The sequence below is a fragment of the Roseovarius sp. B-10 genome, assembly GCF_056859295.1.
Genome location: NZ_JBSXOE010000015.1, coordinates 1 through 16,126 on the forward strand (window position 1 = coordinate 1; position 16,126 = coordinate 16,126).

Consider the following 16,126-nt stretch of genomic DNA (forward strand, 5'->3'; position numbering starts at 1 on the left):
CCCATCAGGAAGATGAGCGACAGAATATGTGCCATTCGTGTCAGTCTGAAAAAACGCATGGGTCCCCGTGGCCTCGTATCGTCGTAAAAGAGCGCGATTGCCGCGAAAGATCAAGGATACATTTCGTTACAATAATCTCGCTCCTAAAATCCGAAGGCGAGCCCAAGCACGTAAGAGCCCGTGGGGCGCCCCCCGGGCAGGTCGAGGCGAAAGCGGAAATCCCGTTCCATTGCCTGGATGCGGGCCGCGCCCAGCATGAACAGCCCGAACAGGATGATGATGCCGCCGCCCAGGATGTTGAGCTCATACCGCCAGCGCAGCAAGGATTGCCCCGGCGCGGTGGCCGAGGCTTCGAGGATCATGAAGATCGTGGAAAAACCCAGCACGAACCAGAGGCTGAGCCAGACGACCTGACCGCGCCGGGGTGCCACCGCGCCGCCTACCGAGCGCCCGGCGATATAGGAGACATAGCCGGGCACCAATGGCAGCACACAGGGTGAGACGAAGGATATCGCACCTGCCAGAAGGGCCGCGGTCATCCCGATGAGCGAGAGGTCAGTCATGCGTCGCCTCCAGCGTTCTCTGTCGCCATGGCCACCAACCAAGAGCATAGGAATAGGCCGCAGTCGGAATGACCACCCATTGCAGGATCGGGCTCAACCCTGCATCGATCACGGGAATGACCGGCATAAGATCGCGGTAAGCCCAAGCCTCACGGATCTCGATGTTCAGCCATTCGCTGAAGATCGTGTAGCCGACACCGAAAATCAGCGCAGCAAGGAGAACACGGGGCCCTTGCGTCTGCGGCCACGTGGGTCGGCCGAACAGCAGGAGCGCGATCGTGAAGGTGCTGAGGGTGATCAGGATGTCACCGCCCGTGCAGTGAACCGCCGCAAAGACGATTTCCCCGGGCGTTCCGGTCAGCCAGATCGTGTAGAGCGGCATATGCGCGAATTCCCAGATAAGGTGCGCGATGGCGGAGGAGACGAAATACCGGCGCAGCGCGTCCAGCCAATCGCGCGTCTCCGCCACATGGGTGAACGGGACTGCCGTCATTGGAATATTCCCAAGATGCTGTCGAACCAGCCAGACTCCGGGGGTGGTGCGTTAGCCAGCTCGCTAAGATACAGGATGAGATTCACGTGGCCAAACCCGGTGCCGTGGAAAATGGCAGTATGTCGCCCGCCTCGATCAATGATGTGAACCATTGGCGTGCTGCCATTGCGATCAGAAAGCGCGGAAAAGTTCGCCCTTGTTTTGACCGCGTCTCCCTTCGACGTTATCGCATGCCAATTCGCTCGATCCCAGCCAACCCCTGTGGCGGGGCCAACGGTCAGGAAAGTAACCCACTCGCGCATCGGGGTGATGTTTACCCCCTCCTGGACCTTGCGCAGCAGCGCCTGCTGGGTCTCGCACGGCGCGCCGCAGCCCTCGGGCGCGAAGGTGACCACGACGATCCGGTCCCGCAGGGCTTCCAGCCGCAGGGCTCCGCCATCGGCATCGGTCCCGCGCAGACGCGGCGTGCGCCGCAGGTCGGTCGGCTCGAACGCAGGTTCCCGCTCGGCCATCACCTCGTCGATCCGTTCGCCCGGATGATGCGCCATTGCCGGTACTGGCGGCAGGACAAGTGCGAGACAGACAAGGACATGTTTCATTCCGCCCCCTTCGGCCCGGTCGCGGTAACGCTCAGAACCGGCACCTCGACCGTGATCTCTCCGGCATGCTCGAAACTCAAGGTCAGGGGGAAGGTACGACCCTCCTCCAGCTTCCCGGTCAGCCCCATCAGCATCAGGTGCATCCCGCCGGGGGCGAAGGTGACTGGGGTGCCGGGGGCAAGATCCAGCACATCGATATGGTGCATGCGGGAGACACCGCCGGCATCCGTTACAGTGTCATGCACCATCACATGGCCCGCCGCCGGCGTTTCAAGCGCCGTGAGCCGGTCCGCGATATCGCTTTCAAGCGTCAGGTAGGCGGCACCGGGGCGGCTGGCCAGGATGCTGGCGCGGGCCCACGGGTCTGTGACACTCACATCGGCGGCTGCGAGAGTCGGGAGCGCCGCGCATACAGCGGCGAGAGCAATGGTTTTCACGATGATGATCCTGTCGTTTGAATGAGGGTCGATAGATTATTGGCGAAGGTCTCGGCGGGCGCGTCGCCCTCCATCCAGACATCGACGAAACGACCGTCGGGGGCCATTACATAGATGTGTCCTGAATGGGCCATAGTGTAGCCGTCAGGTGCGGTGGTATCCTCGGCGCGCTCGTACCAGACGCGAAAATTGCACGCGGCTTCGGCGACCTGCGCATCGGTTCCGGTCAGGCCTACCATGCGGGGATGAAAGGCCCCGACATAGGCGGCCATGACGTCGCGCGTGTCGCGGGCCGGGTCCACGGTGATGAATATCGGTGTCACCTGCGAGGCGTCCGGCCCAAGTTTATCCATCACCTGCGCCATGTAGGCCAGCGTTGTCGGGCAGATATCCGGGCAATGGGTAAAGCCGAAGAAGACCAGCTGCCACTGGCCGTCGAAGCTGTCCGCCGTCACCATCTGTCCGGTATGATCGGTCAGGGTATAGGCATTGGTGATCGCCGCCTCTCCGGTGACGCGGGGGGCGGGCAGGTCTGGCCGGGTCAGTGCCTGCCAGAGGAAGGCGGCCCCGAGCGCGACTGCGGCAACGCCAGTCAGTGCCCAGAGACCGCGACGGATGCAGCTCAAGCCGTAACCGTTCGAAGTTTGGTTCATGTGATCCGGCCTTTCAAAAAGTGGGACCGCCCGCGCCAAGACCGTGGCCCGGGCAGCGTTCGCTCAACCGCCCTGCGGTGCAGGGTCCGCATCGGTCCCGGCCGGCGGCATGTCATGCTCGGGGCTGTGATGGGCCATGTGTTGCATCATCTCGGTGCAGGCCTCCATCATCGGGCCCATTCGCTGCATCATCTGCATCATGCCCATCATGTTCTGCATGCCGGACATATCCCCCATCATGCCGCCGCCTTGCATCATCTGCCCGTCCATCGGCGCGGGTGCCGTGTCGTCCTGCGCAAATGCCATCGGGGCTGCGATAAGAGCTGCAAACGTGGCAGCGAGGCTCAGTGTCCTGGTCGTTTTCATGGTCATCTCCTTGGGTTGTGTTGAATGGTCAGTCCCTCGTCGTGTCCGGCATATCGGCCGGAGTCTTTGCTGCGTCACAGCCCTTGCTTTTGCACATGACGCAGTATCCCGTGGCGCACATAACGGCGCAGGGGGCGAGGCTCAGGATCAGGGGCGCCACACCGATCGCGGCAAGCCAGCCCCAGTTGAGCCAGAGGCCCGCGCCAACCACGATCATCGCCGCGATCACGGTCTGGCGGCGGCTCAGGGGCCAGCGGGCGGGCGCACCTTGGCGGCGACGCACAAGCGGTATGTTTGTCATGGCGTGTCTTTTCCTTTTGCTATGATTGTCTCAAAAAGTGCGATATTTTCCGGGCTGTCCCACACGGACGGACCAACGAGACGGCCAAGCTCGCGGCCCTGCCGGTCAATCAGAATGGTTGTCGGCAAGCCGTAGGCCGCGAAAGCCATCATCACGCGGGTCTGATCGGCCAGATACATTCCAAGATGGCGGATCCCGATTTCTTCGTAGAACTTGCGGACTACCGGCATCCCCGCACGGTCGATGGACAGTGGCAGCACGTGGAAATCTTCCCCGCCAAGCCGGGCCTGGAGGGTGTCCAGCGTCGGCATCTCCTCGCGGCAAGGCGCGCACCAGGTGGCCCAGATGTTCAGCAGCACAACCTTGCCATGGAAATCATCGAGCATCAGGTCGCGCCCGGCGCCGTTCACGAAGGGGGGCGAGGGCATCTCTCGCGGGCTGTCCCGAAGTGGCATTACCGGGCCCGCGGCGACCGGCGTGGCCAATGCCGTCGCAGCCGTGGCGACAAGGAAGTCTCGGCGTCTCATGGGGTTGCCTCCGCTTGCAGCGCCCGGACCACGGGCATGATGTCGGTTTCCAGGATATGCCTGTTGAATGGGCCCACATGTTTCATCGCGATGCGGCCCTCGGCATTGATCACGTAGGTTTCGGGTACGCCGTAGACCCCCCAGTCGATGGCAACGCGGCCATTCCGGTCCGCCCCGATACGGGTGAAGGGATCGCCCAGCTCGTCAAGAAACGCGAGCGCGGCGCCCGGTGCGTCCTTGTAGTTGATGCCAAAGATCGGCACCTCGCCGGTCTCGGAGAGCGCCACCAAGAGCGGATTCTCGGCGCGGCACGGCACGCACCAGGACGCCCAGACATTGACGATGGACACTTCGCCCGTCAGATCAGTGGTGGCCAACCCGTCGCTGCGCCCCTCGATAGGCGGCAGATCGAATTCCGGCACCGGCTTGCCGATCAGGGTCGAGGGCAGCCGGTCGTCCGTGTTCCAGAGCCCCCAGTAAAAGGCGGCGCCAAGCCCGGCGAAGATCGCGACGGGCAACACCATCAGCAGGGAAACGCGGCTTCTTCGTGGTGTCGTCGGCACGCTCATGATCCGCCCTCGTCATTGGCTGTCACTTCGCTCTGAAAATCGCGTGCGCGCTCGGGCCAGGTGCTCTTGATAAAGGCCAGAACGGCGCTGATCTCGTCGTCGGACAGGACCCCCTCGAAGCCCGGCATGTCGCTCTCATAGCCGGGCACGACGGCGTTGACCCCGAGCTTGGTGATGGTGAACAGCTGACGATCGGGGTGATGCCAGGTATGGCCGCTCGCATCATGCGGCGGTGCGGGCATTCGTCCGTTGTCCTTGCGCCGCTTCCAGTCAGGTTCACCCTCCAGGTTGGCCCCATGACAGGACGCACAGTTGTCCGCATAGACGGCCTGCCCAAGGGCGACCTGTTCGGTCGCCACCGGCGCGCCGAGAGAGGTCAGTCCGTCAGGAACGCCCGGCGCGTCGGCCGCGACGACCCAGACCGTCGAGCCAAGCGCCACAACGAGACCAGCCGCGAAGAGAGCGGGGCGGGTCATGCAGGCTGCCGCAGATACTTGACCAGCGCCGCCACCGCGAGGACGAGCACCGCGACAAACAGCAGCATGACAAGGCCTCCGCCCATCATCATGCCCATCATGGGGCCCCCCATCATCTGGCCCATGCAGTCGCCGATGAAGCCCGTTCCGGGGCCGTCTACAGGTCCGTTCATGTCAGTCTCCTTGTGTCAGTTGTGGTGGGACCGGCAGCGTGCCGGTCATTAATCGGAGTAGACGGCCACGCCGTCCGGCCCGAAGGCATAGGTGCGCAGGGTTCCGGTTTTCGCTGGTGCCATGCCCGGCGCGTTACCGGGCATGCCCGGCAGAGTGATGCCGGTGATGTTGGGACGTTCCTCCAGCAACCGTTCAATGATCTCCGACGGGACAAGGCCGCTGACCACGTAGCCGTCGATCATGGCGAGGTGACATCCGATACCCCGCTCGGGCACGCCCATCTCGACGGACCTTTGGTCGAAATTCCGGTCGTCGATCACGTTGACCGCGAAGCCCTCGGCGCGTAGGTATTCGGCATAGGCGTCGCAGCAGCCGCAGCCAGGGCTGCGCCAGATGGTGACCGGTTCCGCGCCCTGCGCGGCGGCGGATGCGATAACCGGTGACGGGGTCTCGCGATTGGTCTCGACATAGGCGGTCGTGGCCGCGCCCGTGATCCCCAGGGTGACGGCAAGTACCATTTTCATGATCGGTGTTCCTTTCTCAGAGCGCAGCGAGGGTGGCCCAAGCGGTGCCCCCGTCCCGGCTGTGTTTCAGTTTGGTCGCGTAGGTGGCGGCGATGTGGTCGGGGTCTGCCGGATCAACGGCAAGCGCCTGTGCGTGCAGGCTGGACCTGTTCTCCCAGGCCACGCCGCCATCCGTGGAGGCCCAAAGCCCCGAAGGCAGCGCCGCGTAGAGCCGTTCCGGCGTGGCATGGGCCGAGACCAGCGCGGTGATGGGTTCGCCCTTTGGCAACGGGGCCTCTGGCACGGAGGGCCTACCTGCGACCAGCGCATCCATCGCGTCTCCTTCCACCACGTCCTGCCAGCGGCAGAAACAGTCAGGCACGCGGGTAACGCCCTGGTCGGTCCCCGCATAGATCCAGATACCGCCCATGCCACTGGCGAGATTGACCGAAGCGAGGGTCAGAATCTCGCGCTCGGCCTCGGCGATCCAGGGGCGGTCCATGACGAAAGACCAACTGTTGCCCGCATCCTCGCTGCGCCACAGCCCGTCGCCCGCGAGCGCCGCATAGATCGTGTCCGGTGCCCCCGCCGCAATCGCGAGCGCGGTGACCTGCGCAAGCGGCAAATCGCCCGAGGCCGCGGCCCATGTTCGGCCCCCATCGTCGGACCGGTCCAGCCCGCCGCCGTCCAGCGACGCGAGAAGCCGCCCCGCCCGATCTGGGTGACAGGCCAGCGCCCGGATCGATCTGCGCGGTGCGGGCAGAAGGGTTGCATCGCCGAACGGATCAAACCGCCACACCTGCTCGCCCGCAACGACAAGTGCCGTGCCGTCGAAAGCCAGCGCAGAGCTTGACGCGCCCCCGGCCCGGGCCCGCGGCGTTGGTAACAGCCCGGCGGCGGCCACACCGCCAAGTATGGCAAGGACGCCGCGCCGGCTGAACGTCCGTGTGTTTTCTGAGCTTACATTCAGCATTGCTTTCTCCTCACGCCACACGGATCACACCCATCATCCCGCCCGCCTGGTGCTCGAGGATGTGGCAATGGAACATCCAGTCGCCCGGATTGTCGGCGACGAACGCGATCTCGACACGTTCACGCGGGGCCATGAGCACCGTGTCCTGCCATTCACGATGCGCCGTCGGCACGCCGTTGCGGCTGATCACGCGGAAGGAATGCCCGTGCAGGTGGATCGGGTGGTGGAACGCGGTGGCGTTGGTCATGGCGATGACGTGAGAGATATCGCGTTCCAGTACCAGCATCGGGTCGAGGATATGCCCCTCCGCCGCGACGCCGTTGACCAACCAGATGCCGCCGTCGTGCATCCGGCTCATCATCCCGCCGCCCATCATGCCGCTGCTACCGGAAAGGCCCATCTCGCGCTCGACCATCCCGCCCATCATGCCGCCGGTGAAGGTCACGTCGTGACGGCGCGCGCGGGTGATGTCGGGTTCGGGCAGCGGGTTGGGGGCCAGCGCCATGTCCCAGTCGGGCGGCGCATCGCGCAGGGGCGTCTCGGAATAGGCCAGATCGACCACTTCGAAATTCCGGTCAGCGAAGAACCGGTCGGTGATCGTCAGGGTCTCGCCCGGCGCGCCCGTCATGTCGATCATCAGATCGACCCGCATCGCCGGGCCGATCACCACCCATCCGCGCGCGTCCTGCGACGCATGCGGTGTGACTGGCTGGCCGTCGAGCGCGATGACCTGCGGTGCCAGATCGCCGAAATCCAGCGCGAAGATGCGGGCATTGGCGGCATTGATCAGACGCAGGCGTACGCGTTCGCCCGCCCGCACCGGCACAGCATCCGGCACGCGGCCATTGATCGTGACAGTATTCCCCAGTCGTCCGCCGTGGCTCATATCGTGGAACCCGCCGAAGTCTTCGGCAATCCCGGCCTCCTGGGTCAGCCGCCAGTCGTCGAGCACCCAGACCATCTCGCGGTCCACGCGCGGCGGGTTTACCTCTTCGATGATCAACGCACCGTAAAGCCCGCGCCCGACCTGCTCGAAGCTGCGCTGGTGTGGGTGATACCAGAAGGTACCGGCATCGATGGCATCGAACGCGTAGGTAAAGGTCTCGCCCGGCGCGATCGGGGCCTGAGTCAGATGCGGCACGCCGTCCATGGCGTTGGGCACCCGCAGCCCGTGCCAGTGCACGGTTGTGTCATCGTCCAGCGCGTTCGCGACCGCGATGCGCAGCCGGTCGCCCTGCCGCACCCGGATCTCGGGGCCCGGAACAGCGCCGCCATAGCACCAGATGTCAGTTTCGCCCCAGGGTTCGGGAACAAGCCGCGCCCGTCCCGGGGCGGCGCGCAGGGTGTAGTGTTTCGGAGTGTCCGCCCAGGCCGGGCGCAGGGAAGCTGCTGCACCGGCCGCAGCGCTCCCGGCCAGAAAGCCGCGGCGCGACAGCGCCAGCGTGAATGTCGATTTCATGTGTCTGTCTCATCTGAATCTTGCCGTTGGGCGCGCCATTGGCGCGAGAACTGCGCGTCTCTATGCGTCAGTCAACGCATCAGTCGCGGGCAGACAGTGAGCAGCGCGCCCTTTTGGCGCCCGCCAACCGTCGGATCAGATGAGGGTTCGGGGTGGGAAAGGGTCTGGAGGCGCTTTTAGCCCGCGCGGGAGCGTCATGCCGAGAGGCCATTCCTGCATCGGAATGGCGATTGCAAATTGCGCAGCAGCCATCCCTTTTACCATGGCGGAGACCGGTGCCGTGCAAATCAGGTCGCAACTTGCAGTCGAGTCGCTGTCGCCGTCCTCGGGGCAGCCCTGGCAATCGGGCATCGACATTGCGCCATCTGCAGACGTCGCCATGTCCAACGCCATCGCGTTCGCACTCACCGCATGCACGACCGTGCTCTCGGCGAACACCGCAAGAAACACGACAGCAATGAGTGAAGCGAATTTCCGCATACTACGTATATATTTCCGGGTCTATCCAATGTCCATTCACGATCCGGTGCCAACGTCCACGATCGAGTCCCACAACGCAAATCGGTCTCACCCCGCGCAACACGACAGCTTCGCGACATCCTTGTCGAAGGTTTGCGCGGCGAGCTTCAATCCCTCGACCGTGGTGAGATAGGGGAAGATCGTCTCGGCGAGGGCCTTTGTCGTCATGCCGAACTTGAGCGCCATCACGAGCGTTTGGACAGTGTCGGCCCCCTCCGGTGCCATGATCACGCCGCCGAGAAGCCGGTCGCTCGCCCGGTCCGCGACCAGCTTGATCAGCCCGCGCGTGTCGCGGGCGGCGAGCGCACGGGGGACGTTCTCGAGCGCGAGCACGCTGGTCTTGACGTCATGACCCGCCGCGCGGGCCTGCGTCTCGGTAAGCCCGACCCCCGCGACCTGCGGATCAGTGAACACCACCCAGGGCATCGCTGAATTGTCGTAGCGCTCCGCCCCGCCCAACACGGCGTTGCGGGCGGCAAGCTTCGCGCCGTAGGCGGCCATGTAGACGAACTGGTCGCGATCCGTGACATCACCCGCTGAAAAGATGCCGGGCTTCGTGGTCTGCATGTCGACGCCAACCCGGATCGCACCGCGTGCGTCGGTCTCGACGCCAATTTCGGCTAGGCCCAGCCCCTCGGTGTTGGGCGCGCGCCCTGTCGTCAGGACGAGGCGGTTGGCCGTCAGTTCACGCTCCGCGCCATTCACCGTCACGGTCAGCACCGCACGGTCCCCGTCGCGCCGCGCGGCGTGATAGGTTGCGCCGTCAAGAACCGTGACACTCTCGGCGCGCAAGACCTTGGTGAGCGCCTGCCCCACCTCCGGCTCGGTGCGCGGCAACAGGCGCGAGCGGCAGACGATGGTAACCCGCGTGCCCATCCGCGCCATCATCTGTGCCAGCTCCACGCCGATATAGCCGCCGCCGAGGAAGATCAGGCTTTCGGGCAACCGGTCCAGCTCCAGAACCGATGTGCTGTCGAGCGTTGGGACGTCCGGGATACCGGGGATATCGGGCGCGGCGGGTCGGCTGCCGGTGGCGACGATGACCTTGGGAACCATGATCCTGCGCCCGCCGACCTCGACCCCGCCGGGGACGAGCCGCGCCGGACCCTCGTCGATATAGGTCACGCCATCGTAGCCCGGCAACAGGTCGGCGTACTTCTTCTGGCGCAGCGTCGCGACCAGATCGTCCTTGGCCGCGACGAGAGCGGTCCAGTCGGCGACCTTCGCTTCGCCGACGAGGCCAGGAAACCGGGATGCCGCCCGCGCGCCGTGCACTGCCTCGGCTGAGCGGATCATCGTCTTGGAGGGTACGCAACCCACGTTCACGCAGGTGCCGCCGATGGTGCCATGCCCGATGAGCGCGACGCGCTTTCCTCCTTCCGCGGCGGTGATCGCGGCCGAGAAGCCGGCCGATCCGGCGCCGATCACGGCAAGGTCGAAATCGCCCTTGGGCGCGCAGCAATCGTCTTTCATCACATCATCCATCCGTTCGAGTGTTCAGTCGCCGCTGCCGTCTCCAGACCGCGTACACGGTCAGTGCGACGAAAAACGCGAGCGCGGGCAGCAGAACGTAGTCGAGCCAACCCAGCCAGGCCGACAGGCCCATGGCGCCCAGAAGCACCACGAGCACCGGCGTGAAGCAGCAGAGCGCCGCGATGACGGTGCCTACGATCCCTGTCGCGATCAGCTTGCGGTCGGACTGCTCGGTCATCCCGTCAGCCCGCGATGCGCGCCGGGTAGCCTGCATTGGCCGAGGCTGCCGCGATGGCGTCGGAGCTGGTCGTGGCGGTATCGAAGATCACCGTGGCGGTGTGGGCCTCGAAGTCGATCTCGACGGTGCGCACGCCATCGACGCCTTCCATCGCGCGCTTCACCGTCACTGGGCAGAGCGCGCAGGTCATGTTGTCGACCGCGAAGGTGACGGTCCGCTCGGCGGCGACGGTCTGCGCGGCAACAGGGATGGCCGTGATCGGCGCGACGGCGGTCAGGCCGAACAGAACAAGGGCAAGGATCTTCTTCATGAGGGTGTCCTTTCGGGATCAGTAGAGAAGCGGGGCCCACCAGTCGATGGAGAGTGCAGCGACAACGAGAACGAGCGAGGCCCAGAGTGCGGTCTTGGTGATGCGCGCCGATGCTGGCCTTGCGCAGTAGGAACCGGGTTCGCAGACATTCGGCTTGCGGAAATAGACCTGCCAGAAACCCGCCGCGATGAAGCCAAGCGCAATGACAGCGAAGATCGGCTTGAAGGGCTCCAACGCCGTCAGGTTGCCGATCCAGGCCCCCGAGATGCCGAGGGTCAGCAGCACCAGCGGCCCGACGCAGCAGGCAGAGGCGAGAAAGGCGCCCACCACCCCGCCCGCCGCGAGCCAGCCTTTTCGGGTCGGGCGATCCGCGCCCGTGCTGTCCGTTCTGTCGTCTGTCAGCGCCATGTCGCGCACCTCTCGCTTGTGATTAAGAAGAGGTGTAGGGTCTGTAGTAACTACAGGCTCAAGAGGAAACGTGCCCATGACTGATCACGAACGCGAGAGCGGCCTCACACGCGGCGGCTTGGCCCGGGCGACCGGCTGCAACATCGAAACGATCCGCTATTACGAGAAAACCCGCCTGCTGCCCGACCCACCCCGGACCAATGCCGGCTACCGGATCTATGCCACCGCGCACACCACACGCCTGCGCTTCATCCTGCGTGCCCGGGAACTCGGGTTCTCCATGGAAGACATTCGCGGGCTTTTGGGGCTGGAGGACGGAGCCGCGCCGACTTGCGCCGAGGTCAAGGAGAGAACAGAGCGCCACCTTGCTGATGTGCGTGCGAAGATCGCAGACCTCAGGCGCATTGAATCAGTTCTCGCCGAGACCGCCGGCAGGTGCTCCGGTGACGACGTCCCCGACTGTCCGGTTCTCGACACGATCGGATCGCTGGACCGTTGAAGCCGCGATGCGAGACTTGTCTCATCCCTTCAGTCTCCTACAAAAATCGGGCCGCAGCCGGACTCAGTCCAGTCAGGCCTCGATCCTCAAGATGACCGAGAACGCGTCAGCCGTGCCGTTCACTTCGCCCTTGTCACAGTCACCCTCAATGGTGCCCATCTCGATCGTCATATGAGTCTCGAATTGCCCTAAAATTGGTTCTGCCTAAATCTGTGTGGCGGATAGGACGCATTCGGGCTCTCAGCAGTTCTGGACCGGCTCAAAAGCAGACGGAACCTTGAAGGCATCGAACCTCGTGAGTTCGAGGACCAGGCCAGGCTTGCGTGTCTCCTGCAGGCGCTCTTGAAGCAGGCCGTGCATCCGTTTCAGGTCGCTTTCGCTGAGCTTTCACTCGCAGGCGACGCCGATCACGTCGTCATGACCTTTCATGATCCCGGTGAACATGGTTCTCCTCTTCTTCCGGCTTGCCGTGACCGTAGAGGTCGGCGTTTTCGTGTGCACGGTCTTCGTGCTCGAACTCAAGGCTGGAATGGCCGATGTTGAAGTCCTCCTTCAGCCAGTCCTTGATCGCTGCCTTGATCTTTTCGATTTCCCCCCAGCCGCCCGCTGTCAGCACCACGTGGCAGTCCAGCGCCGCCTTGTGCTCCTGCATCTGCCACAGATGCACGTGATGAACGTCCGCGACACCATCGACACTCCGCATCGCCTCAACGACGGCTTGATTTTCGATGTCGGGAGGACTGCCGAGCATCAGTGTTCGGATCGGACCGCCGATCTCGGTCAAAGCCAGATAGAGGATGTATAGGGCAATGCCGATGGTGATTGCTGGATCGACCCATCGCATGTCGTAGAGGATGATCAGGGACCCGCCAATAATGACTGCCACGGAGGCCAAAGCGTCCGACAGGTTGTGCAGGAAGAGCGCGCGGATGTTCACGCTGCCTTTCTGCATGGAATAGGTAAGCAGCGCCGTCAGCGTGTCGACGACCAGGGCCACACCGCCCAGCATCACCACCGTCCAGCCAGCGACCTCGGGAGGGTCGATCATGCGCATGCCACCTTCGTAGATCAGGTAGAAGCCGATCAGGATCAGGGTCGTGTAGTTGATGAGTGCTGCGACGATTTCAACCCGTCCATAGCCGAAGGTCATGCGCTCGTCCGCGGGTCGCCGCGAAATTTTCCGGGCGGCAAAGGCGATCACCAGCGACGCCATGTCCGAAAAATTGTGCAGGGCATCCGCGATCAGCGCGAGGCTGCCGGAAAGGATGCCGCCGACGATCTGCGCGACGGTCAGAAGGCCGTTGGCCCAGATGGCGATGGAGACCCTACGATCACCAGATTCAGGATCGATGTGAGCGTGGCCGTGATCATGCGGCACGGTTCTTCTCCTCATGGCTGTGGTTCGGCCGACTGAGTCCAGAGACCCGCGGCAAGACTCCACGACGGATGCGGCGACCCCGGGCATTCATCCAGTGACGGATGACGTGGCGATAGAGAAAGTCACGCGCAAATCCGAAGTTCTGGCTATATTTCTCATAAAAGTCGTCGGGCGTATCAAAGGTTCCGAAATCACGAACGATGCCGGTTTTCTGAGTATAAGTGCTGCCGCCGCTCCAACTGACTGGTGGCGCACTCAGACAATCCGTTCCGGCGCCGTAGCCGCAAAGGCTTTCTGTTTCGCTGAATTCCTTCTGAAGCGACTGCAGGAAGGGCGCGTCCAGAATAAATCCTTCCAGATTAATCCAGCCCTCATCGGTTTCGACTTCAACCCACGAGTGCAGAATTTCGGACGGTGCGAGGGGGTAGACCAATTCGGGCACCACGCCACGCTGCAGGGCCTTGTGGATGGTGAAGCCGTGCAGCCGGCAGCGGATGCCTACGCTGCGCAGCAGTGCCATGAGAAGCGTCCCTTTCGTGTTGCACTGCCCGTAGCCGACGGTCAGCACCGCAGAGGCGGGAATGTCGTCGACGCGGTTGTAGCCGAACGCAATCTCGTTTCGGACAAAGTCATAAACCGCGCCAATCCGGTCGACACGGGCAAGGTCATACCAGCCACGATCTCGTACCAGGTTTGAGATTGAGGGCGAGTCAAAATCCAGCAGTCTTGTTGCGGTTAAATAGGAATCGGTGGGTGCCACAGGGTCTCTCCTCGAATCGTTCACGAGGAGTCTTAGTCTCTACAGTGACTAGAGAGACAAGCCTTTTCTCAAATGTTACTTTCGATCATAATTCTATCCGATCATGCCAAGGACTGGGAAAGTTTCGAGCAGCCAGAAGGCAAGGCGGCTGATTTGACCTGTCATCACGCCGATACCCATCAGCACCATCAGTCCGCCCGATATACGATAGAGCCATCGACCAGCCGCACTGATCCGCTTTAGCCTGCCTGCAATCTCGTTGGTGAAGAGCGCTATGATCAGAAACGGCAGTCCAAGCCCTGCGGAGTAGATGGCCAGCAGGGCCATCCCGTCCGCTCCAGACGTCGCGCTCACCGCGAGGATCGACCCGAGCACAGGGCCAATGCAGGGCGTCCAGCCAAAGGCAAAGGCAAGGCCCAAAAGGTAGGCCCCGACCGTGCTGCCGCCGTCGACTTTTACGTCGGGCCTTGTGTCACGCATCATGGCAGGGATCTTAATCGCCCCCATCATGACAAGTCCGAAGAGAACGATCAAAGCACCACCGGCAAGACCGAGTTCGTATTTCCAGCGCAAGAGCATCCCGCCAAGTAGACTTGCCCCGGCCCCGAGCGCCACGAAGACTGTCGAAAATCCGAGCACGAACCACAAGCTCAGGACCACGCTGCGCGCACGTTCGCTAATGCTGCGCTCCTCCCCGGATATCGCGGCGGGCTGTCCCGCGATGTAGGAGACGTAGCCAGGTGCCAGAGGAAGGACGCAAGGCGACAGAAAGGATATAGCACCACCCAGAAAGGCCGCGACGACTCCAACACCTGAGATTTCAAACATTCAATTCCTGCCTTGCTTTAGCCTGTGAAACGCGCACCTTTGTAAAAGCTAAAGCTACTGTAGGAGCAATGCCGTTTTTACGCTCCGCGGGGTGCCGCGAGGATGATGGCGGCACCCAACAAGCATACAGTGGTCCCGAGCAGGTCCCACCTGTCCGGCCGGTGTCCTTCCGCAAGCCACATCCAAAGAATGGACGCGGCAATATAAATCCCACCGTAGGCCGCAAAGGCGCGTCCCGCAGCCACGGTGTCGACCTGCGCCAGAAGCCAGCCGAACGCCACCAGCGCCGCCACACCGGGCACGAGCCAAAGGGCGGACGCGCCGAGGCGCCACCATGCCCAGATGGCGAAGCATCCGGCGATCTCGGCCAATGCCGCGAGCGGATAGGCGAGTGCTGCCGGCATCTCAGGCGCCGATCTCGTCGTGGTCCGTCAGGCATTCGGAATGGTCACGCAGCACCTCCAGCACCCGGCAATCGGCGGTGTGACCGCCGCTGCATTCATGCACCATCCTCTGCAATTCCGTCCGAAGGGCTTCAAGTCGGGCCATACGTTGCTCAACCTGCTTGAGTTGTCGGCGAGCGATGGCATCGGCCTCCGCGCAAGACTTTTCTGGATGATCGCTCAGATCGAGAAGCTCACGGATCGCGTCCAGCGAGAACCCGAGTTGCCGCGCATGCCGGACGAAAGACAAGCGGTCAAGCTCGCTATCGCCATAGCGCCGCTGACCGCCAGCCGATCGCCCCGGCTCGGGCAAGAGCCCGATCTGCTCGTAATAGCGGATCGTCTGCACCTTCGTCCCGGTCTTTTTTGCCAAAGTGCCGATTGTCAGCATATCACCTCTCCAAACTATCTACAGCCCGTGTAGCTTTAAGCGTTTTTTAGCACAAGTTCCGCCTGGCATCTCACAGATCGGTGAACATCGCTCTTCCGTCCATAATAGGTCTTGAACCTACAGTGGCTAGAGGGTGTAAACGCGCCCAAAATATAGAATCAAATTCGGGCGGAGCGGCGTGAAGCTTTCAGGTCTTCAGAAAGTACTATGGGTGTTTGCGGGCGTGGCGGCGTTCGTTTTCATCTGGCTGTTGCTGTGGTCCGACTACCGTTCCGACCTTGCCCGCGCCGAGAATGAACCACCGTTTTTTGCGGACTTCGAACTGACCGATCATCGCGGCATGATCCAAACAGAGGAAGATTTTGCGGGCCGCTGGATGCTTGTATTCTTTGGCTTCGCCAATTGTCCCGACATATGCCCGACGACGCTTGCAGAGGTGGCGGCTGTCATGGATGGCCTTGGCGAGGATGCCGCAAAAGTGCAGCCGATCTTCATCTCGATTGATCCCGAACGGGATACGCCAATGGCTCTTGCAGACTTTGTGCCGCGCTTTGACGCAGGCATCATCGGTCTGACCGGAACATCCGATCAGATCGCAGAGACCGCTGAAACCTTTCCGATCTACTTCGAACGGATCGACGAGGCCAGCGCGCCGGATGGCTATACAATGGGGCACACATCGCACCTGTTTCTTTTTGATCCGCAGGCGGGCTTCGCCGATTCTTGGCCCTACGGCACACCCGCCGAAGAGATCCTTGCGGATCTGAGAGAGAGGATCTGATCGCC

At 63.0% G+C, this 16,126-nt stretch carries 25 protein-coding genes and 1 pseudogene; 2 read left to right on the plus strand and 24 right to left on the minus strand.

Annotated features, from left to right (window positions below; all coding sequences use genetic code 11):
- Window positions 1-146: 146 nt before the first annotated feature.
- The 19 genes and pseudogenes from AC13D8_RS01055 to AC13D8_RS01145 form a co-directional block, all read right to left on the minus strand.
- Window positions 147-563, minus strand: a pseudogene (locus AC13D8_RS01055) (cytochrome c biogenesis CcdA family protein); the annotation flags it as partial.
- A complete protein-coding gene (locus tag AC13D8_RS01060) occupies window positions 556-1,056 on the minus strand; it encodes a hypothetical protein (RefSeq protein WP_482967253.1) in 501 nt (166 codons plus the stop codon). The gene AC13D8_RS01060 and the pseudogene AC13D8_RS01055, both read right to left, overlap by 8 nt.
- Entirely contained in the window at window positions 1,053-1,655 is a 603-nt protein-coding gene (locus AC13D8_RS01065) for a TlpA family protein disulfide reductase (RefSeq protein WP_482967254.1), read from the minus strand. Before AC13D8_RS01065 ends, AC13D8_RS01060 begins: the two co-directional genes overlap by 4 nt.
- Window positions 1,652-2,092, minus strand: coding sequence for a copper chaperone PCu(A)C (locus AC13D8_RS01070; protein ID WP_482967255.1), 441 nt, complete (start codon window positions 2,090-2,092; stop codon window positions 1,652-1,654). Before AC13D8_RS01070 ends, AC13D8_RS01065 begins: the two co-directional genes overlap by 4 nt.
- On the minus strand, window positions 2,089-2,745 hold the full coding sequence (locus AC13D8_RS01075) for an SCO family protein (RefSeq protein WP_482967256.1): 657 nt from the start codon (window positions 2,743-2,745) through the stop codon (window positions 2,089-2,091). The genes AC13D8_RS01070 and AC13D8_RS01075 overlap by 4 nt, the downstream gene beginning before the upstream one ends.
- 63 nt (window positions 2,746-2,808) lie before the next feature.
- On the minus strand, window positions 2,809-3,111 hold the full coding sequence (locus tag AC13D8_RS01080; protein WP_482967257.1) for a hypothetical protein: 303 nt from the start codon (window positions 3,109-3,111) through the stop codon (window positions 2,809-2,811).
- A gap of 28 nt (window positions 3,112-3,139) precedes the next feature.
- Window positions 3,140-3,412: a hypothetical protein gene (locus tag AC13D8_RS01085; RefSeq protein WP_482967258.1), complete on the minus strand. Its 273-nt coding sequence runs from the start codon at window positions 3,410-3,412 to the stop codon at window positions 3,140-3,142.
- Window positions 3,409-3,822 carry a TlpA family protein disulfide reductase gene (locus tag AC13D8_RS01090; protein ID WP_482967259.1) on the minus strand — a complete coding sequence of 138 codons (414 nt, stop codon included), beginning with the start codon at window positions 3,820-3,822 and terminating at the stop codon, window positions 3,409-3,411. Before AC13D8_RS01090 ends, AC13D8_RS01085 begins: the two co-directional genes overlap by 4 nt.
- Window positions 3,823-3,935: 113 nt before the next feature.
- A complete protein-coding gene (locus AC13D8_RS01095) occupies window positions 3,936-4,508 on the minus strand; it encodes a DsbE family thiol:disulfide interchange protein (RefSeq protein WP_482967260.1) in 573 nt (190 codons plus the stop codon).
- Window positions 4,505-4,984 carry a c-type cytochrome gene (locus AC13D8_RS01100; RefSeq protein ID WP_482967261.1) on the minus strand — a complete coding sequence of 160 codons (480 nt, stop codon included), beginning with the start codon at window positions 4,982-4,984 and terminating at the stop codon, window positions 4,505-4,507. Before AC13D8_RS01100 ends, AC13D8_RS01095 begins: the two co-directional genes overlap by 4 nt.
- The gene (locus AC13D8_RS01105) at window positions 4,981-5,157 is read right to left on the minus strand and encodes a hypothetical protein (protein WP_482967262.1); all 177 of its coding nucleotides are present in this window, start codon (window positions 5,155-5,157) and stop codon (window positions 4,981-4,983) included. The genes AC13D8_RS01100 and AC13D8_RS01105 overlap by 4 nt, the downstream gene beginning before the upstream one ends.
- Before the next feature lie 48 nt (window positions 5,158-5,205).
- Entirely contained in the window at window positions 5,206-5,682 is a 477-nt protein-coding gene (locus tag AC13D8_RS01110) for a DUF411 domain-containing protein (RefSeq protein WP_482967263.1), read from the minus strand.
- Window positions 5,683-5,698: 16 nt separating this feature from the next.
- On the minus strand, window positions 5,699-6,634 hold the full coding sequence (locus tag AC13D8_RS01115; RefSeq protein WP_482967264.1) for a hypothetical protein: 936 nt from the start codon (window positions 6,632-6,634) through the stop codon (window positions 5,699-5,701).
- Between the two features lie 10 nt (window positions 6,635-6,644).
- Window positions 6,645-8,093 carry a multicopper oxidase family protein gene (locus AC13D8_RS01120; RefSeq protein ID WP_482967265.1) on the minus strand — a complete coding sequence of 483 codons (1,449 nt, stop codon included), beginning with the start codon at window positions 8,091-8,093 and terminating at the stop codon, window positions 6,645-6,647.
- 135 nt (window positions 8,094-8,228) lie between these two features.
- Window positions 8,229-8,573: a hypothetical protein gene (locus AC13D8_RS01125; protein ID WP_482967266.1), complete on the minus strand. Its 345-nt coding sequence runs from the start codon at window positions 8,571-8,573 to the stop codon at window positions 8,229-8,231.
- Between the two features lie 87 nt (window positions 8,574-8,660).
- A complete protein-coding gene (merA, locus tag AC13D8_RS01130; RefSeq protein ID WP_482967267.1) occupies window positions 8,661-10,085 on the minus strand; it encodes a mercury(II) reductase in 1,425 nt (474 codons plus the stop codon).
- Window positions 10,086-10,089: 4 nt separating this feature from the next.
- Window positions 10,090-10,323, minus strand: coding sequence for a mercury resistance system transport protein MerF (gene merF, locus AC13D8_RS01135; RefSeq protein WP_482967268.1), 234 nt, complete (start codon window positions 10,321-10,323; stop codon window positions 10,090-10,092).
- Between the two features lie 4 nt (window positions 10,324-10,327).
- Window positions 10,328-10,633 (minus strand): cation transporter, encoded by a 306-nt coding sequence (locus tag AC13D8_RS01140; RefSeq protein ID WP_482967269.1) that lies wholly within the window; start codon window positions 10,631-10,633, stop codon window positions 10,328-10,330.
- An 18-nt stretch (window positions 10,634-10,651) separates the two neighbouring features.
- Complete coding sequence (locus AC13D8_RS01145; protein WP_482967270.1) at window positions 10,652-11,041, minus strand: mercuric transporter MerT family protein; 390 nt, start codon at window positions 11,039-11,041, stop codon at window positions 10,652-10,654.
- Between the two features lie 76 nt (window positions 11,042-11,117).
- Here AC13D8_RS01145 and AC13D8_RS01150 point away from each other — a divergent pair, with 76 nt between their 5' ends.
- On the plus strand, window positions 11,118-11,540 hold the full coding sequence (locus tag AC13D8_RS01150) for a MerR family transcriptional regulator (protein WP_482967271.1): 423 nt from the start codon (window positions 11,118-11,120) through the stop codon (window positions 11,538-11,540).
- A gap of 415 nt (window positions 11,541-11,955) precedes the next feature.
- On the opposite strand, the gene AC13D8_RS01155 is transcribed toward AC13D8_RS01150, so the two are convergent.
- The 5 genes from AC13D8_RS01155 to AC13D8_RS01175 form a co-directional block, all read right to left on the minus strand.
- A complete protein-coding gene (locus AC13D8_RS01155; protein ID WP_482967272.1) occupies window positions 11,956-12,918 on the minus strand; it encodes a cation diffusion facilitator family transporter in 963 nt (320 codons plus the stop codon).
- Window positions 12,908-13,678 carry a transglutaminase-like domain-containing protein gene (locus AC13D8_RS01160; protein WP_482967273.1) on the minus strand — a complete coding sequence of 257 codons (771 nt, stop codon included), beginning with the start codon at window positions 13,676-13,678 and terminating at the stop codon, window positions 12,908-12,910. Before AC13D8_RS01160 ends, AC13D8_RS01155 begins: the two co-directional genes overlap by 11 nt.
- Window positions 13,679-13,771: 93 nt before the next feature.
- Window positions 13,772-14,506, minus strand: a complete 735-nt coding sequence (locus tag AC13D8_RS01165) for a cytochrome c biogenesis CcdA family protein (protein ID WP_482967274.1) — start codon at window positions 14,504-14,506, stop codon at window positions 13,772-13,774.
- Window positions 14,507-14,583: 77 nt separating this feature from the next.
- Window positions 14,584-14,910, minus strand: a complete 327-nt coding sequence (locus tag AC13D8_RS01170; protein ID WP_482967275.1) for a YnfA family protein — start codon at window positions 14,908-14,910, stop codon at window positions 14,584-14,586.
- A 1-nt stretch (window position 14,911) separates the two neighbouring features.
- Complete coding sequence (locus AC13D8_RS01175; RefSeq protein ID WP_482967276.1) at window positions 14,912-15,340, minus strand: MerR family transcriptional regulator; 429 nt, start codon at window positions 15,338-15,340, stop codon at window positions 14,912-14,914.
- A gap of 178 nt (window positions 15,341-15,518) precedes the next feature.
- Here AC13D8_RS01175 and AC13D8_RS01180 point away from each other — a divergent pair, with 178 nt between their 5' ends.
- The gene (locus tag AC13D8_RS01180) at window positions 15,519-16,121 is read left to right on the plus strand and encodes an SCO family protein (protein WP_482967277.1); all 603 of its coding nucleotides are present in this window, start codon (window positions 15,519-15,521) and stop codon (window positions 16,119-16,121) included.
- Window positions 16,122-16,126 lie beyond the last annotated feature (5 nt).

Excerpts from the sequence above, each read along its gene's own strand:
- AC13D8_RS01060 (WP_482967253.1), bottom strand. The coding sequence starts at position 1,056 with ATGACGGCAGTCCCGTTCACCCATGTGGCGGAGACGCGCGATTGGCTG.
- AC13D8_RS01065 (WP_482967254.1), bottom strand. The coding sequence starts at position 1,655 with ATGAAACATGTCCTTGTCTGTCTCGCACTTGTCCTGCCGCCAGTACCG.
- AC13D8_RS01075 (WP_482967256.1), bottom strand. The coding sequence starts at position 2,745 with ATGAACCAAACTTCGAACGGTTACGGCTTGAGCTGCATCCGTCGCGGT.
- AC13D8_RS01080 (WP_482967257.1), bottom strand. The coding sequence starts at position 3,111 with ATGAAAACGACCAGGACACTGAGCCTCGCTGCCACGTTTGCAGCTCTT.
- AC13D8_RS01085 (WP_482967258.1), bottom strand. The coding sequence starts at position 3,412 with ATGACAAACATACCGCTTGTGCGTCGCCGCCAAGGTGCGCCCGCCCGC.
- AC13D8_RS01095 (WP_482967260.1), bottom strand. The coding sequence starts at position 4,508 with ATGAGCGTGCCGACGACACCACGAAGAAGCCGCGTTTCCCTGCTGATG.
- AC13D8_RS01100 (WP_482967261.1), bottom strand. The coding sequence starts at position 4,984 with ATGACCCGCCCCGCTCTCTTCGCGGCTGGTCTCGTTGTGGCGCTTGGC.
- AC13D8_RS01105 (WP_482967262.1), bottom strand. The coding sequence starts at position 5,157 with ATGAACGGACCTGTAGACGGCCCCGGAACGGGCTTCATCGGCGACTGC.
- AC13D8_RS01110 (WP_482967263.1), bottom strand. The coding sequence starts at position 5,682 with ATGAAAATGGTACTTGCCGTCACCCTGGGGATCACGGGCGCGGCCACG.
- AC13D8_RS01115 (WP_482967264.1), bottom strand. The coding sequence starts at position 6,634 with ATGCTGAATGTAAGCTCAGAAAACACACGGACGTTCAGCCGGCGCGGC.
- AC13D8_RS01120 (WP_482967265.1), bottom strand. The coding sequence starts at position 8,093 with ATGAAATCGACATTCACGCTGGCGCTGTCGCGCCGCGGCTTTCTGGCC.
- AC13D8_RS01125 (WP_482967266.1), bottom strand. The coding sequence starts at position 8,573 with ATGCGGAAATTCGCTTCACTCATTGCTGTCGTGTTTCTTGCGGTGTTC.
- merA (WP_482967267.1), bottom strand. The coding sequence starts at position 10,085 with ATGAAAGACGATTGCTGCGCGCCCAAGGGCGATTTCGACCTTGCCGTG.
- merF (WP_482967268.1), bottom strand. The coding sequence starts at position 10,323 with ATGACCGAGCAGTCCGACCGCAAGCTGATCGCGACAGGGATCGTAGGC.
- AC13D8_RS01140 (WP_482967269.1), bottom strand. The coding sequence starts at position 10,633 with ATGAAGAAGATCCTTGCCCTTGTTCTGTTCGGCCTGACCGCCGTCGCG.
- AC13D8_RS01145 (WP_482967270.1), bottom strand. The coding sequence starts at position 11,041 with ATGGCGCTGACAGACGACAGAACGGACAGCACGGGCGCGGATCGCCCG.
- AC13D8_RS01150 (WP_482967271.1), top strand. The coding sequence starts at position 11,118 with ATGACTGATCACGAACGCGAGAGCGGCCTCACACGCGGCGGCTTGGCC.
- AC13D8_RS01165 (WP_482967274.1), bottom strand. The coding sequence starts at position 14,506 with ATGTTTGAAATCTCAGGTGTTGGAGTCGTCGCGGCCTTTCTGGGTGGT.
- AC13D8_RS01170 (WP_482967275.1), bottom strand. The coding sequence starts at position 14,910 with ATGCCGGCAGCACTCGCCTATCCGCTCGCGGCATTGGCCGAGATCGCC.
- AC13D8_RS01175 (WP_482967276.1), bottom strand. The coding sequence starts at position 15,340 with ATGCTGACAATCGGCACTTTGGCAAAAAAGACCGGGACGAAGGTGCAG.